This window comes from Rufibacter psychrotolerans (assembly GCF_016924645.1).
Lineage (GTDB): Bacteria > Bacteroidota > Bacteroidia > Cytophagales > Hymenobacteraceae > Nibribacter > Nibribacter psychrotolerans.
Genome location: NZ_JAFFJV010000024.1, coordinates 1 through 14,351 on the forward strand (window position 1 = coordinate 1; position 14,351 = coordinate 14,351).

The window sequence follows — 14,351 nt, forward strand, 5'->3', positions numbered from 1 at the left end:
CTCGCTCGCCTCTGGCGAGTGTGAGCTTTTCCGAGGCCTCTGGCCTCGTTGCGGGAAGCACCAACCTTACCTTTCTACCATTGCGGCCAGAGACCGCCCCATGACTCACACTCGCCAGAGGCGAGCGAGGGAGTGATCTTCAGGAAACTGCAGCTAGTAATCGTAAAGAAAAGAATTGTCTCTGCTTGCCCACAGAACTAAGCGCTTCATGCATTTCTCAGAAGGTTACTACTCCAAAAAATTCAGTCTTGGAATAAACAAATCATCCATGTTCACCAACGCATGCAGAATAGGATGCAGCTCTTCCCGTTTGAGTTTGAACAACTCCCGGATGCTCATAAACTTTACCTCCTCCAAAAGCTGAGCGTGCCGTTCTAACTCTGGGTCTGAACCTAAAGCAAGCGTGCCGTTCACAAGTTTTACCTCAAAAAACAACTCAAGGGCGTGCAGGGGTGGGCGGAGAAACTCGTTCATATACAGGAATCTACCCACTTCTACTTCAAGCCCGGTTTCTTCCACAAACTCCCGTTTGAGACACGCTTTTACAGTCTCGCCGTAGTTCAGGCCACCCCCGGGGGGAATCCAGAAAGCACCCTCGCCTAAGGCGGCTTTGTGGCGGGCAAGCAGTAATTTATCGTCCTGTACCAGAAGTCCGCAGACCCTAATTCTTGTCTTTTGTGAGTAAGTCTCCGCGAACGGGTGAATGTTCTCCATAGGTTGTGGGGGAGGGTTGAAGGCTGTACTTTTGTAAGATGTTAAAGACGTTCAATCCTGAGTTTAGAGATACGGTAAAAGAAAAACTTCAGCGGCAATTTTACATGCATTTGCTGGGTTTTGAAATAGAAACCATTGAAATAGGGCTGGTAGAAGGCCAACTGCAACTGGAAGAAAAGCACAAACAGCACAAAGGATTCGCGCACGGCGGTGTCATTGCCACCCTGGCTGACATTGTGATGGGCTTTGCCGCCGTTACTTTGGTGCCCGCTGACCAGCACGTGGTCACCGCCGACCTGAAAGTCTCTTACCTGAACCCAGGCGTAGGAACGGCGCTTTTTGCCAAAGGTTGGGTCTTAAAACAAGGCAAAAGGTTGAACTTTTGTGAGGCAGAAATCTTTACAATAAATGGCCAGGGCGAGAAAAATATGATCGCGAAGGCCTCGGCTACCATGGCGACGTTAGCGCCGGAAGCCGATAAATCTCAAGACTAGACATGACGCCAGCAGAAGCACTCCGCCAGAATTTTCCCTTTGAACCTACCCAGGACCAAGCCCAGCTTTTTCAGAAACTGGACCAGTTCATCATGCGCCGCACTGGCCTGAAAGAGGTGTTTTTGCTCAAGGGGTTTGCCGGTACCGGTAAAACCACGGTGGTGAGCGCGCTGGTGAAAATCCTGAACAAGTTTGGCTACAAATATGTGCTGCTGGCACCTACCGGGCGGGCGGCAAAGGTGATGTCCACGTATTCGGCCAAGCCGGCGTCCACCATCCATAAAAAGATCTATAAGCAAACGAACAATCCGTACTCAGACGGGCTGGCTTTTTCGCGGCAACCCAACAAGAGCGAGCAGGTAGTCTACATCGTAGACGAGGCCTCCATGATTTCTGATGACAAAGCCTTCGGCGACAATGGTTTGCTGCAGGATCTGCTGGGCTATGTGTTTGAGAAGCCCAGCAACAAACTGCTGCTCATTGGCGATACCGCTCAGTTGCCGCCCGTGAACCAGACCATCAGCCCATCTCTGGATGCGAGTTATCTGCAACGTAATTTCCAGTGCCACGTGCACGAGATGGAGATGCGCCAGGTAATGCGTCAGGCCGAGGAGTCCGGGATTTTGATGAACGCTACCCGCTTGCGAAACGAGCTGGTGAAAGAGCAACCGGAGCTGGCCTTCAAAACCAAAGGCTATCGGGATATCTTCTCCATGCGAGGCGACAAACTGGAAGACGGTCTGCGGTATGCTTATGACAAGTTCGGGATTGACAATACCACCGTTATCTGCCGCTCCAACAAAACCGCCAACCTCTACAACCAGCACATCCGGCGGCAGATTTTCTTTGCCGAGGACGAGATTGGCGTAGGCGATTACCTCATGATCGTGCGCAACAACTATACCTGGCTGCCCAAAGATTCCAGCATCGGGTTCATGGCCAACGGCGACTTTGTGGAGGTGACCAAAATCATCCGCTACGAAGAAATGTACGGCATGCGCTTCGCGGATGTACGCATCAGGTTTGTGGATTATCCCAACGAGGAAGAACTGGAAACTAAGATCATGCTGGACACGCTCTACTCAGAAGCTCCCGCGCTTCCTGCCGACAAGAACAAGGAACTATACCAGCAGGTGCTCCTGGATTACCAGCACATTACCAGCAAACGCCAGCGGGCGCAGGAGATGCGGCAAGACAAGTACCTGAACGCTTTGCAGGTGAAGTTTGCCTATGCGCTCACTTGCCACAAGGCGCAGGGCGGGCAATGGCAGGCGGTGTTTGTAGATCATGGTTTCCTGAAAGAAGATACGGTCACGCAGGATTTTGCCCGCTGGCTGTACACGGCGGCTACCCGGGCCTCAGAGCAGTTGTTTCTGGTGAACTTCAATGAAAAACTGATTGAAAATGCTGCGGCACCCGTAGAGGACTAATCATTTCTGAAGAATACGTATCTTTACCAATTATCGGCTTCGTTACCAATCTTAGCAGAAATGAAGAAATTACTTTTAGGGGCACTGTTCCTGTTGTTTGGCGGCTCAGCGGCCATGGCGCAAACCAACCCGGCGGCGCAAACGCAAACGGCTGTTGCTCCTATTGCCACTCCGGCACCTGCTCCGGCTGGTCCGTCCATTCTGTTTGATGAGCCCAAGTTCAACTACGGCGAGATCAAGCCCGGCGATGTCATTGAGCATGCGTTCAAATTCACGAACAACGGCACGCTGCCCCTGATCATCTACAACGTGAAAACCACGTGCGGCTGCACCGTATCGGAATACCCAGAAGCTCCCGTGATGCCCGGCGAAACAGCGGTGATCAAAGCCCGCTTCAACAGCGCCGGCAAACGCGGTCAGCAGAACAAAGTTCTGATTGTGGAGTCCAACGCTATTCAGGGTAACGCGCAGGTAGTTTTTTCTTCCACCATCGCTTCTGCCAACTAGCGTTTACACGTTGTTTTTCAAAAAATAAAGCCAAAACGCCTCTCTTGCTTTGCAGGAGAGGCGTTTTGGCTTTATCGGTCGTATAGTGCTTAGGGCAGATTCTTGGCCAGCGCCCACACCAGGTTCAGCCACCCGGCAATCATGAACAGCCCGCCAATAGGAGTGATGGCGCCCATCCACTTAATGCCGGTGAGACAAAGAATATACAGCGAACCGGAGAAAATCAGGATACCAATAAGAAAACAAAGGCCCGAGATGCGCATGCCGGTAGCGCCGGGAAATTGCGACATCAGCACGCCCACCAGCAACAGGCCCAACGCGTGGTACATCTGGTATTTCACGGCTGTCTCAAAGGTCTCGGTGCGGCCGGTCTCGGTTAGCATCTTGGACAAGCCGTGGGCTCCAAACGCGCCAATCATTACGCCCAAACCGCTCAGCAGGGCCCCCAGGATCAATATAGTTTTAATGCTCATTTTTGGAAAATCAGTGTGAAACGGAATAGTTACGGTTGCCGAAGATAGCGCTGCCCACTCTAATCATGGTGCTGCCCTCGGCAATGGCTAATTGGTAATCTGAGCTCATGCCCATGGAAATTTCCTTGTAATACGGCGCCTCCGGGAAAAACTCTGCTTTTAGCGCCTCAAAGTAGCCGCGCAAACGGGAGAATTCACGTTGCAGATGCTGTTCGTCATCGGTGTTGGTAGCCACGCCCATCACGCCGCAGATGCGCACGTGCTTTAGATTCCTGAATGCCTCTGACCGAAGGATTTCCTGAGCCTCTTCCAGGTCAAGCCCGAATTTGGTTTCCTCCTCGGCGATGTAGAACTGCAGCAGGCAGTCAATAACCCGGTTGTGTTTCTGGCCTTGTTTCTCAATTTCAAGCAGCAAACGCAGGCTGTCTACCGATTGGATCAGGTGCACGAAAGGCGCAATGTACTTCACCTTATTGGTTTGCAGGTGCCCGATCATGTGCCATTCCACATCAGCGGGAAGCTGTGGTTGTTTCAGCATCATTTCCTGCGCCTTGTTTTCGCCAAAAGCCCTTTGCCCGCCTTCGTACGCCTCCCGGATCAGTTCTACCGGGTGGGTTTTGGAAACGGCAATCAGGCGGCAGTTGGTACCGGCTAACTTTTGCTGGAAATCATGGATATTCTCCTGGATAGTCCTCATCAATCTTCTAACGCGTTGGTGAAAAAGGTGTTTTTGAGCAGCAGCCACAACAGCAGCAGAACAATTGCCCAGCGCAAATATATCTGGTAATAATCACGCGTATCGCGGTAGCGGGTTTCTTTTATCTCGGTTTTCTCCAGGGTATTGATGCGCCGGAAGATCTGGGACAAGGCATTAGCTCCCTCGGCCCGGAAGAACTGACCTTCAGCCAAAGAGGCTAACTGGCGTAACGTTTTCTCTTCCAGGCCGGTCTGCACCGTGACTTGTCTGCCCGTGGAGTCATCCGGCATCTGCACCGTACCTTCTTTGCCAATGCCTACCGTGTAGAGTTTTAGCTGAAACGCATGGGCTAATTGAGCCGCCAACTCAGGATCCAGGCTACCGGCAGTGTTTTCGCCGTCGCTGATGAGGATGCACACCTTTGATTTTGCTTTTGACTCCCGCAACCGGTTGATGGCCACGGCCAGGGCGCTGCCAATGGCGGTACCATCCTCAGAAATCATGTTCAGGTGGATGCTCCGGATGCTTTCGCGCACCAGTTCGTAGTCGGTGGTGAGCGGGGTGAGGGAGTAAGCGTGCCCGGCAAACACCACCACCCCGATGCGGTCCTGCACGCGCCCATTCACAAACTGCAGGGCCACCTCTTTGGCGGCTTCCAGGCGGTTGGGCTGAAAATCGGTGAGTTCCATGGAGCCGGAAACGTCCATGACCAGCACAATGTCAATCCCTTCCGAGGAAAGTTCTACAGTTTCATCGGTTTTCTGCGGACGCGCCAAAGCCACCAGCACCAGCATCAGGAAAAGCCCAAAGACTACGTCGGGTACGTAGCGCAGGATGCTGGTCCAGTGCCAGGTGGCGTTGCCCTCAAACAGGGCCACGTCCAGCTTCTTGCGGAACCGCACGTGCAGGAGCCAGCGCAAGAGGAACAGGAGGGGCACCGCCAGCAGGGCGTACAGGAAACCGGGGTTGGCCCAGTCAAACGACTGCCAGGTGCGCCAGTAAAACCAGCTAAAGTTGAGCCAGGAGAAATCAGCGGGGGCTTGCCACATTGCGCAGGGAGTCTCGGATTAAAACATAGCGTTGGGCCGCGAACTCGGCCAGTTGGGTGAGGGAGTCGGCCACCTCGGTCTCGTCGTCTGAGATGATGTTGCCGTAAATGGCCCGGTCGCACACCCGCAGGGCGTTGCTCACCAGCTCGTCTTCCTCGTAGTAGGTGGTGATTTCCTTGGTGGTGAACGAGTTGATCTCTATGTCCTCCAGCTTGGTTAAGTAGTTCTTCCACAGGATAATGGCCCGCTCCAGGTGATCCAGGGTTTTAAGGCGCTTGAACCGGTCCCGGGTGGTCTGCAGCCGGGACTGGAACTGGGCCTGGTCTTTCCGGAGCACATACAGTTTGTAGCGGGTGTTAATGCTTTTCCCAAACAGGACCCAGATGCCGCCCACCAGAATGGCCGCCGCCACCGCGCCCAGACCCCAGTAAATGTAGTTGAACTGCTCAATCACGGGCATGAGGTGCGTGGCCGATTGGAGGGGCAAAGAGTCACCGACCTGGGCGACTTTCTGGATCAGGATGACCGAGTCGGGGTCGGCCAGGAGGTGGGCGGTGTCGGTGTTGAGGAAGAGCCGGACCGGCAACCGGAGCGACTGCACGGGCCTGAGGCTGAAGGTGCGCAGCGTGTAGATGGTGCTGTCTGTGCTGATGCCCCCCACGGTGCGTGTGGGGAAGAACTCTTTTTTCACCAGCTCAAAGGGGGCAAAGCTGAAGGCAGAGTCCGGGAAGACCACCTCGGCCTTGGGCGAATGCCGGGACAGCAGCACGTACCGCACCGACCGCCCCAACTCTACGGAGTCCTGCAGGAAGAACCCCTCAATCTTCACCGCGGGAAACTGGGCCCAAGCCACCAGAGGCAGCAGGCAGAACAAGAGGCAACTTAGCTTTTTTAACAAGGGAGACAATTCAATGTTACGTATGGGGGGCGGGCAGGGCCACCGCCGTATTCTTTGGTAAAAGGTTTACTGGAGCGTAGTTTGGGTAAGGCCTTGTTTTTAAGCCGTTTTGCTGAAAACAGACGTAAAACCCCAAGGCCTCGCTAAGCGCTTCGTTTCATGATCTTGTTCCGGGCCCTGAACAGGTTCACCAACTGGGGCACGTAGTCCTGCTCCACGTAAATGGGCAGGAAATCGGCCTGGTACTGGCGGCAGAGCCGGGCCAGCCGTTCCTGGTTCTGGGCGTACGGCAAGAGGTAGCGCTCCCTGAACTCCCGGGAAGACGTGTTGATCCAGATGGTTTTGCCGGTTTCCTTGTCCAGCAGGGGCACAATGCCCAGCTTGGGGAAGTGGACCTCGCGTTTGTCTACCAGTTGCAGCACAATCAGGTCGTGTTTCTTGGCCAGCATGATCAGTTCCCGCTCGTAGTTCAGGTCAATAAAGTCCGAGATCAGGATGATGATGCTCTTGCGCTTCACCACGTTGAGGCACAGCTTGATGCCCGCGCCAATGTTGGTCTTGAGCGACTGCGGCTTCAGCTCGGCCAGGGTTTTGATGAGCGAGTAGGCGTGGTCATTGCCTTTGCCGGGCTTCAGGTAGCGCTCTTTGCCGTCGGTGAAGCAGATCATGCCCAGTTGGCTGCCCTGTTTTAAGGCCGAAAGCGCCAAAATACCGCCAATCTCCTTGCCCAGGTCCATCTTCTGGTTGCCGGGCGTGCCCAGGGCGTGCGAACCGCTCACGTCCAGCAGCAGGAACACGTTCTGCTCTTTCTCCTCGCGGTAGGTCTTCACGAAGGTGCCGTGTCCCTTGGCCGTTACGTTCCAGTCAATGGCGCGCACGTCATCGCCGTACTGGTAGGCGCGCACGTCGTCAAACTCCAGGCCGGAGCTTTTGAACACAGATTTGAAGTCGCCCTGCATCTGGGCGTCAATTGCCTTTCTAATCTGTATCTCGTACTTTCGTAGCTTCCTGACCAAGTCTTTCATGCCCCCTAAAGGTTTGTGCAGCGTCTAAAATTACCGAAACTTACGAACAACCGCGTGAAAAAACAGTTGTGTCTGCTTTTGTTGCCCCTGGTGGTGTTTGCCTGCTCCCAGGATTCGGGTAAGCCCGCCGACCTGATTCCGGAGGAGAAGATGACCCGCATCATGCTGGACATCCACCTCACCGAGGCAGCCGTGGGGCGCACCCACCGGGATGTTGACACCTCGCGCGTAGCTTACCGGGAAGCCCACAAGCTTATCTTAAAACGACACGCCGTCTCAGATAGTGCCTTCAAGCACAGCTATGACTATTACCTGGCCCACCCAGAAAAGATGGACAAAATCTACGAGGTGGTGCTGGACAGCCTGAGCATCAGGGAGGCGAAGCTCACCCCCAAATTAGCGCAGGACTCCGTAACCGCTATTTAAAGCCAGAAAGCAGTTTGGCTTAGATAAGGCGCTTGCCGTTAGGTACTTTGGCCTGCGGCTGAGCCAGTACAATGTGCCCATCCTCATCGGCGAAGCCCGTGACCAGCACCTCAGACCGCCAGGGACCAATCTGCTTCACCGGAAAGTTGGCCACGCAGATGACCTGTTGCCCTACCAGGCTCTCCGGCGCATAGTGGTGCGTGATCTGGGCGCTGGATTTCTTGATGCCCAGTTCGCCCAGGTCCACCCAGAGCTTGTAGGCCGGTTTGCGGGCCTCGGGGAAGGGCTCGGCCTGTACAATAGTGCCTACCCGCAGGTCAACGGCCGTAAACTGTTCCCAGGTGATGGTGTTCTCCATGTGTTTTTGCGCCCAAGATAAGGCCTGCGCCCCCAATAGGCAAATACGGAGTGCCATCCGTAAAAACCTCTACAAGGGGGCAGCGTATTCCTAGAAAGAGCTTTTCCTTTCGGCGGAGCTTCCATCCTTATCCTTCAAGCTATGAAAAACAATACCGGAACAACGCTGTCGGTGTGGCAGCCGGGCGTGGAGATGCCCTTTACCCAGCCGCTGGCCGCCAATGTCACCGCGGATGTCTGCGTGGTGGGGGCCGGCATCTCGGGCCTTACCACCGCCTACCTGCTGGCCAAAGAAGGCCGGAAAGTAGTGGTGCTGGAGGCTGGCGAAATCTGCGGCGGCGAGACCAGCCGCACCACGGCGCACCTTTCCTGGGCCCTGGATGACCGCTACTCCACCCTGATCAAGGTGTTCGGCAAGGCACAGGCGCTGCTGGCCTATGAAAGCCACCGCGAAGCCATCCACCGCATTGAGCAGATCATCCGCGACGAGAAGATCCAGTGCGATTTTGAGTGGCTGCCCGGCTACCTGTTCCTGGGGGCCACGGATTCAGAGGACCAGCTGGACCAGGAACTGGCCGCCTGCCGCGAGCTGGGCATCACCGACGTGGTGAAGCTGAAGCAATGCCCGGTGCCCACGGTGAGCAGCGGGCCCTGCCTCATGTTCCCCAACCAGGCGCAGTTCCATCCGGTGAAGTACCTGGCCGCGCTGAGCCGCTACATCCTGGACCACGGCGGCGATATTTACACCAACAGCCACGTGAAGGAGTTTGATACGGGCCTGGTGCACCGCGCCACCACCAATGCCGGTTTTTCGGTGGCCTGTAACCACCTGGCGGTGTGCACCAACACCCCGGTGAACGACAAAGTGACCATGCACACCAAGCAGGCACCCTACCGCACGTACGTGATCGGGGCTCGAGTGCCCAAAGGAGCCGTGCCCACCGCCCTCTACTGGGATGATTCTGACCCTTACCATTACGTGCGGGTAGGCACGGTGGCCGGCGAGGAAGAACTGGACTCCGAGATCTTGATTGTGGGCGGCGAGGACCACAAAACCGGCCAGAGCCACGGGCAGGAGGCCGAGCGCTTCACCTGTTTGGAGGAGTGGACCCGTAAGAAATTCCCCATGGCGCAGGACGTGGTGTTCCGCTGGTCTGGGCAGGTGATGGAGCCGGTGGACTTCATGGGCTTCATCGGCCGCAACCCCGGCGACAGCAAGCACGTGTACATTGCCACCGGAGACTCGGGCCACGGCATGACGCACGGCACCATTGCCGGCATCCTGCTCACCGACCTGATCTGCGGCCGAACCAACGCCTGGGAAGCCCTCTACGATCCCGGGCGGGTTACCTTCGCCACCGACTCTGCCAAGGAGTTCCTCAAAGAAAACCTGAACGTGGCCGGCCAGTACCTGGATTGGGTAAAACCCGCCGAAAAAGAGGAAGCAGTCATTGCGCCCGGCACCGGGGCCGTGGTGCAGAAGGGCCTGGCCAAAGTAGCCGTTTACTGCGATGCCCAGGGCCAGCGCCACGAGTGTTCAGCCGTCTGCACCCACCTGGGCTGCATTGTGCAGTGGAACGACCTGGAGAATTCCTGGGATTGCCCCTGCCACGGCTCCCGGTTTGACCCCTTCGGGAAAGTGGTGGCGGGCCCGGCCATTAAGGACCTGGAGAAGCTGTAGTTGGTGGTCAGTTGTCAGTTGTCAGTGACTAGTGGCGGAGGCTTTGATGGATCATAAAAAAGGGAAGCAGGGCTAGATTACATCTGCCTTGCTTCCCTTTTAAGTTTTAAGGTACGCTGTTTATGAACAATTTTCTGGAAAACAGCCCTAAAATGAGTTATTCTAAGAGAAAACGGCTAATCCCCAACTTCTACTCACTAGCAACTAACAACTAATCACTAACAACCAACAACTAACAACCAACTACTACTTATACGCTTCCAGTTGCTTCAGGCGTACCTCCACGGAGGCAATCCAGTCCAGTTGTTTTTCTTTGTCCAGGCCGTGGCGGCTTTCGGCGTCGTAGAGGTCCTGCTCTTTGTGCCAGTTGTTAAAGGCCTCGTTGGCGTACTTGTTCAGGTCAGAGGCGCCGCGGGTGCAGGGGTTGGGCAGTTCGGCCAGGCGCTTGCGCAGCATGCGGGCGTGGAGCTCGGTCAGGTCAAAGTGCAGTTGCTCGTGCGCCAGCAGCATGGCCGAGCTCTTGTTGCGCGACCACGACTCCCTGGGGTTGAAGACCGCCTCCACCTTGAACTTGAGCTGGCTGTTCTCGCACTTCACCTTCATCTCCATGTTGGTGGAGGTGAGGGCGTGGTGTTGGTTGTTAGGCGCAGGGGTGCCCGCGAAGTCGTCCCAGGTCAGGCGCTTCTGAAGGGTCCAGGGAATATTGGCCGCGGGGGCTGGGGTTTTGGGTTTAGTTTCTGGAAAAGCGGCGTAAAACAGCGCACTGATCCAGAGGAGCAATAGGGTGAATGACATAGCTGGTTCCGTAACACGCTCTTGGCAAAAAGGAGTTTCCTGAACGTACGCTTAAGTTATAAAATTATTGCGGGCTGAACTTCCTGAACCTGAAAAATAGGAGCACGGCGGCAATGGTAAGCCCCGTGAACAGCCCCAGCCAGATGCCAAGGGCCCCCAGGCCAATCCAGAACCCCAGCGCATACCCCACCGGCAGGGCAATGAGCCAGTACGAGAACAGCGAGATCATGCTGGGCACCCGCACATCTTCCAGGCCCCGCAGCGCTCCCAGCCCCACCACCTGCACCCCGTCAGACAGCTGGAAAATGGCCGCGATGATCAGGAGCTGGGCCGCCAGGCTTTGCACGGCGGGGTCTTTCACGTAAAACTCCGGAATAAGGTCCTTGCACAGGATAATGAGCACCGCGCTGGTGGCCATGAACAGGGCGCCCATGATGAGGCTGCTGTAGCCGGCCATGTGCACGCCGTGGGCATCGCCGGCCCCGCGCAGCTTGCCCACCCGTATGGTGGCCGCCGCCGAGATGCCGCTGGCCATCATGTACGTGACGGAGGCTACGTTGAGGGCAATTTGGTGCGCCGCCAGGTCGCGCGCGCCCAGCCAGCCAATCATGACCGCCGAAAAGCTGAAGGCTCCCATTTCAAAGATCATCTGCAATGAGATAGGGAAGCCCACTTTGAGCATGCGCCGCATGTGGGTCCAGGAGAGGTGTTGCCAGCGCAGGTACCTGCGGTAGCGCGCAAAGCGGGGGGCCAGAAAGACAAAGCCAGCCATCATCAGGGCCATAACCACCCTAGAGATGAGGGTGGCCCAGGCCGCCCCGTTCAGGCCCAGCGCCGGAAAGCCCAGCTTCCCGTAGATGAGCACGTAGTTCAGCCCCACGTTCAGCACGTTGGCGAAGATGGAAATGTACATAGACTGCTTGGTGAGCGACAGGCCCTCGGCAAACTGCTTGAACGCCTGGAACATCATGAGCGGCACCATGGACAGGAACAGGATGTTCACGTACGGAATGGCCAGCCGCACCACGTCTTCGGGCTGGTTCAGGTAGGCAATCAGCGGCGACAGGGCCCAGAACGCCAGGAACAGCAGAATACCCATGATGGTGTTCAGGAACCAGCCGTTGGTGAGCGCCAGGGCAATGCGGGTGTAATTCTTGCGGCCATCGGCCCGCGCCACCATGGGCGTGATGCTGAAGGAGATGCCCAGCCCAAACACCAGCACAATGGTGAAGATGCTGTTCCCCAGAGAGGCCGCCGCCAGCTGCAGCGTGCCTATGCGGCCCGCCATCACGCTGTCGGCCACGCTCACCAGGATATGGCCCAGTTGGCTCAGGACCACCGGATAGGCCAGCCAGAAGGTACTTTTATAATGTTCGCGGTACGGGGCAGAAAAAATCACGAGCGTCTGGTTTTAGAAAGAGGCCGCAAAGCTACGGCTATTTTCCCAACCCTCTACGGACAAATGTCCCTTAGGCGGGAGTGAGTGAGTGAGTGAGTGAGTGAGTGAGTGAGTGAGGGGCAGATGGCAACTGGGCTGTTTTAGGGCTATTTCTAGAAAATCAGCCCTAAAACAGGGGAAAAGAGGCCCTTGCTTCAGGAAACGAAGGCTTTCAGCCGAAGAATGGCACTGTCCAGCACCTCCTCGGGTAGGGCGAACGACATTCGCACGGCGTGGGGCATGCCCATGTTGGTGCCAGGCAACACCTCCAGACCCACCTGGTCTTTGAGGGCCGCGGCCCATTCCTCGGCCAGCTGAAAAGGGGAGGAGGCGTCCTGGGGTTTGAGGCAGCCCTCTAGCTGCAGGGTAACGTAATAGCCGGCCTGCGGCACCGTGAAGCCTAGTTTTGGCATTTGGCGCAGGGCCGCAAGGAGCCTTTGCCGTTTGGGTTCCAGGTCCTGTTTAAACTCCCGCCAGATCTGGTGCCGGTGCTGGGTGGCGGCCACCGCGCCGGCCTGCAAAAACGGAGACACCCCCGAAATCCATTTCTGCTGCAACTCCATGGCCTTTGTGAGGATGGGGAACGGAGCAATGAGATACCCCAGCCGCCAACCCGACATGGCAAAGGACTTAGAGAAACCGTTTACCACGGCTATTCTATCGCGCAGGGGCTCAAAGCGTAAGAAGCTGTGCACGGGTGCTTCGTAGCTGAGGCCGTCGTAGATTTCGTCAGACAAGACATGCAGGTTGGGGAATTCTTCCAGGAGTTGGGCCACGTGCTGCAGTTCGGTTGGGGAGTAGACTTTTCCGGTGGGGTTGCCAGGGTTGGTCAGGAGCAGCAGCCTGGTGGTGGGCGTGAGTTTCTGCCGGAGCAGATCTAGGTCCAGGGCGTAGTCCTGCGCCGGATTGGCCGGTACCGTTACCAGTTTGCCGCCGCTTTGCCTGATCAGCTCCGGAAACGCAAACCAGTATGGGGCCAGCGCCACTACTTCATCGCCGGGCTGCAGGAGGCTGTACAGGTACAGGTGAAGGGCGTGTTTGGCCCCGTGGGTAATCAGGATCTGCTCGGCGGGGATGGGGAGGCCTTCGTCCTCCAGGTAGCGTTGGGCCAGGGCATACCTCAGTTCGGGCAGGCCCTCGTTGGGGCCGTAGTAGGTGTTGTGCTGGGCCAGGGCCTCCTGCAGGGCCTGCGTGGCCACAGCCGGACTGTGGAAGTGGCTTACGCCCAAATGCAGCGGAATGATGTCCATCTTGGTCTAGTGGGAGTTGAATATTGGTGCTGGTAAATATATGCGCTGTTTTAGACCTATTTTCCTGAAAATGGCCCCGAAACAAAGCCTCAGGCCTTCTGTGCTGGACTGCGCCTTACACCGGCCGCAGCAGCACATCGGCGAAGCCGTGGCTGGTATCGGTGAACACGTCCTGTACCTGGAACCCGCAGTCCCGGGCCATTTCCTCCACTTGGCGCAGCGAGAACTTGTAGGAATTCTCGGTATGAATGGCCTCCCAGGCTTCAAACTGGAAGGTCTGGTCCAGGGCCTCAATAGTCACCTCCTGCGCCGTTTTACTGATCAGGAAGCTACGCATGGTGCCTTCCAGGGGATCATACTCGGCAAAATGCTGAAACTGGTCCAGGTCAAAGTTGGCCTTGAGTTCTTTGTTGATGCGGTGCAGCAGGTTCAGGTTAAAGGCTGAGGTCACCCCGGCGGCATCGGCGTAGGCCCGGCGCATTTTCTCGGGGTCTTTGCGCAGGTCCAGGCCCACCAGCAGGGCATCGTGGGGGTGCAGGCTCTGGCGCAGGGTGCACAGGAATTCTTTCGCCTCGGGCAGGTCAAAGTTGCCGATGTTGGAGCCCAGGAACAGGACCAGTTTCCGCTGCCGCAGGTGCAGGTTCAGCCACTCCAGCCCCTGGAAGTACTCGGCGGCCAGGGCGGTTACGGGCAGGTGCGGCCACCGGTGGTGCAGGTCTTCTAGTAGTAGGTTCAGCTGGTCTTCTGAGATATCCACTGGCACGTACTGTACCTGGGCCTGGGTGGCCACCAGTTCTGCCAGCAGGAGCTTGGTTTTGTAGGCGTCGCCGGCTCCCAGGTCCACCAGTTGGAACGGGGTCTGCGTACCAAACGCGAACAGGATTTCCTTGCGCTGCCGGTCCAGTATCTGGTGCTCCAGTTTGGTGAGGTAATACTCCGGCAGCTGCATGATCTGCTGGAACAGTTGGCTGCCTTTGGCGTCATAAAAGAATTTAGAGGAGAGCTTTTTGGGGCTTTGGCTCAAGCCCTGCATCACGTCCTGCGCCAGGCTGTTCTCATGGGTGGGCGCCTGGGGCAGCAGGTGGTGCAGGGTGTTCTGGGTAGTGGGTAGTGTCAT

At 56.6% G+C, this 14,351-nt stretch carries 16 protein-coding genes; 5 read left to right on the forward strand and 11 right to left on the reverse strand.

The genetic code is table 11. From position 1 onward, the window contains the following. Positions 1–228 precede the first annotated feature (228 nt). Positions 229–714 carry an NUDIX domain-containing protein gene (locus tag JT718_RS19020; RefSeq protein WP_205504386.1) on the reverse strand — a complete coding sequence of 162 codons (486 nt, stop codon included), beginning with the start codon at positions 712–714 and terminating at the stop codon, positions 229–231. Between the two features lie 104 nt (positions 715–818). Here JT718_RS19020 and JT718_RS19025 point away from each other — a divergent pair, with 104 nt between their 5' ends. From JT718_RS19025 to JT718_RS19035, 3 genes are read left to right on the forward strand one after another with little or no spacing between them, the layout of a single operon-like run. Then, positions 819–1,208, forward strand: a complete 390-nt coding sequence (locus JT718_RS19025) for a PaaI family thioesterase (protein ID WP_317195532.1) — start codon at positions 819–821, stop codon at positions 1,206–1,208. A 2-nt stretch (positions 1,209–1,210) separates the two neighbouring features. Beyond that, positions 1,211–2,638 (forward strand): ATP-dependent DNA helicase, encoded by a 1,428-nt coding sequence (locus tag JT718_RS19030; RefSeq protein WP_205504388.1) that lies wholly within the window; start codon positions 1,211–1,213, stop codon positions 2,636–2,638. A gap of 60 nt (positions 2,639–2,698) precedes the next feature. Further along, on the forward strand, positions 2,699–3,145 hold the full coding sequence (locus JT718_RS19035; protein WP_205504389.1) for a DUF1573 domain-containing protein: 447 nt from the start codon (positions 2,699–2,701) through the stop codon (positions 3,143–3,145). 89 nt (positions 3,146–3,234) lie between these two features. On the opposite strand, the gene JT718_RS19040 is transcribed toward JT718_RS19035, so the two are convergent. The 5 genes from JT718_RS19040 to JT718_RS19060 all read right to left on the reverse strand — a co-directional run bounded on the left by JT718_RS19040 (position 3,235) and on the right by JT718_RS19060 (position 7,287). Beyond that, the gene (locus tag JT718_RS19040; protein WP_374729177.1) at positions 3,235–3,612 is read right to left on the reverse strand and encodes a DUF423 domain-containing protein; all 378 of its coding nucleotides are present in this window, start codon (positions 3,610–3,612) and stop codon (positions 3,235–3,237) included. Positions 3,613–3,628: 16 nt separating this feature from the next. Beyond that, complete coding sequence (locus JT718_RS19045) at positions 3,629–4,315, reverse strand: YggS family pyridoxal phosphate-dependent enzyme (RefSeq protein WP_205504391.1); 687 nt, start codon at positions 4,313–4,315, stop codon at positions 3,629–3,631. Further along, entirely contained in the window at positions 4,315–5,364 is a 1,050-nt protein-coding gene (locus JT718_RS19050) for a VWA domain-containing protein (RefSeq protein WP_205504392.1), read from the reverse strand. Before JT718_RS19050 ends, JT718_RS19045 begins: the two co-directional genes overlap by 1 nt. Beyond that, positions 5,345–6,262, reverse strand: coding sequence for a hypothetical protein (locus JT718_RS19055; protein ID WP_205504393.1), 918 nt, complete (start codon positions 6,260–6,262; stop codon positions 5,345–5,347). The genes JT718_RS19050 and JT718_RS19055 overlap by 20 nt, the downstream gene beginning before the upstream one ends. 143 nt (positions 6,263–6,405) lie before the next feature. After that, positions 6,406–7,287, reverse strand: a complete 882-nt coding sequence (locus JT718_RS19060; protein WP_205504394.1) for a DUF58 domain-containing protein — start codon at positions 7,285–7,287, stop codon at positions 6,406–6,408. Positions 7,288–7,341: 54 nt separating this feature from the next. Here JT718_RS19060 and JT718_RS19065 point away from each other — a divergent pair, with 54 nt between their 5' ends. Then, positions 7,342–7,713, forward strand: coding sequence for a DUF4296 domain-containing protein (locus JT718_RS19065; protein WP_205504395.1), 372 nt, complete (start codon positions 7,342–7,344; stop codon positions 7,711–7,713). A 19-nt stretch (positions 7,714–7,732) separates the two neighbouring features. On the opposite strand, the gene JT718_RS19070 is transcribed toward JT718_RS19065, so the two are convergent. Then, positions 7,733–8,071 carry a tRNA-binding protein gene (locus tag JT718_RS19070; protein WP_205504396.1) on the reverse strand — a complete coding sequence of 113 codons (339 nt, stop codon included), beginning with the start codon at positions 8,069–8,071 and terminating at the stop codon, positions 7,733–7,735. Between the two features lie 141 nt (positions 8,072–8,212). Here JT718_RS19070 and JT718_RS19075 point away from each other — a divergent pair, with 141 nt between their 5' ends. After that, positions 8,213–9,751, forward strand: a complete 1,539-nt coding sequence (locus JT718_RS19075; protein ID WP_205504397.1) for an FAD-dependent oxidoreductase — start codon at positions 8,213–8,215, stop codon at positions 9,749–9,751. 246 nt (positions 9,752–9,997) lie between these two features. Here JT718_RS19075 and JT718_RS19080 read toward each other — a convergent pair whose 3' ends face one another. The 4 genes from JT718_RS19080 to egtD all read right to left on the reverse strand — a co-directional run bounded on the left by JT718_RS19080 (position 9,998) and on the right by egtD (position 14,351). Continuing rightward, positions 9,998–10,546 (reverse strand): DUF922 domain-containing protein, encoded by a 549-nt coding sequence (locus tag JT718_RS19080; protein ID WP_205504398.1) that lies wholly within the window; start codon positions 10,544–10,546, stop codon positions 9,998–10,000. A 64-nt stretch (positions 10,547–10,610) separates the two neighbouring features. Then, positions 10,611–11,945 carry an MATE family efflux transporter gene (locus JT718_RS19085; RefSeq protein ID WP_317195533.1) on the reverse strand — a complete coding sequence of 445 codons (1,335 nt, stop codon included), beginning with the start codon at positions 11,943–11,945 and terminating at the stop codon, positions 10,611–10,613. Between the two features lie 194 nt (positions 11,946–12,139). Continuing rightward, a complete protein-coding gene (locus tag JT718_RS19090; protein ID WP_205504399.1) occupies positions 12,140–13,234 on the reverse strand; it encodes a pyridoxal phosphate-dependent aminotransferase in 1,095 nt (364 codons plus the stop codon). 115 nt (positions 13,235–13,349) lie between these two features. Continuing rightward, positions 13,350–14,351, reverse strand: coding sequence for an L-histidine N(alpha)-methyltransferase (gene egtD / locus JT718_RS19095; protein WP_205504400.1), 1,002 nt, complete (start codon positions 14,349–14,351; stop codon positions 13,350–13,352).

What these genes read in the sequence shown, in the direction of transcription:
- JT718_RS19030 (WP_205504388.1), top strand. Translation starts at nt 1,211, where the DNA reads ATGACGCCAGCAGAAGCACTCCGCCAGAATTTTCCCTTTGAACCTACC.
- JT718_RS19045 (WP_205504391.1), bottom strand. Translation starts at nt 4,315, where the DNA reads ATGAGGACTATCCAGGAGAATATCCATGATTTCCAGCAAAAGTTAGCC.
- JT718_RS19050 (WP_205504392.1), bottom strand. Translation starts at nt 5,364, where the DNA reads ATGTGGCAAGCCCCCGCTGATTTCTCCTGGCTCAACTTTAGCTGGTTT.
- JT718_RS19075 (WP_205504397.1), top strand. Translation starts at nt 8,213, where the DNA reads ATGAAAAACAATACCGGAACAACGCTGTCGGTGTGGCAGCCGGGCGTG.
- JT718_RS19080 (WP_205504398.1), bottom strand. Translation starts at nt 10,546, where the DNA reads ATGTCATTCACCCTATTGCTCCTCTGGATCAGTGCGCTGTTTTACGCC.
- JT718_RS19060 (WP_205504394.1), bottom strand. Translation starts at nt 7,287, where the DNA reads ATGAAAGACTTGGTCAGGAAGCTACGAAAGTACGAGATACAGATTAGA.
- JT718_RS19025 (WP_317195532.1), top strand. Translation starts at nt 819, where the DNA reads ATGCATTTGCTGGGTTTTGAAATAGAAACCATTGAAATAGGGCTGGTA.
- JT718_RS19070 (WP_205504396.1), bottom strand. Translation starts at nt 8,071, where the DNA reads ATGGAGAACACCATCACCTGGGAACAGTTTACGGCCGTTGACCTGCGG.
- JT718_RS19090 (WP_205504399.1), bottom strand. Translation starts at nt 13,234, where the DNA reads ATGGACATCATTCCGCTGCATTTGGGCGTAAGCCACTTCCACAGTCCG.
- JT718_RS19020 (WP_205504386.1), bottom strand. Translation starts at nt 714, where the DNA reads ATGGAGAACATTCACCCGTTCGCGGAGACTTACTCACAAAAGACAAGA.
- egtD (WP_205504400.1), bottom strand. Translation starts at nt 14,351, where the DNA reads ATGACACTACCCACTACCCAGAACACCCTGCACCACCTGCTGCCCCAG.
- JT718_RS19035 (WP_205504389.1), top strand. Translation starts at nt 2,699, where the DNA reads ATGAAGAAATTACTTTTAGGGGCACTGTTCCTGTTGTTTGGCGGCTCA.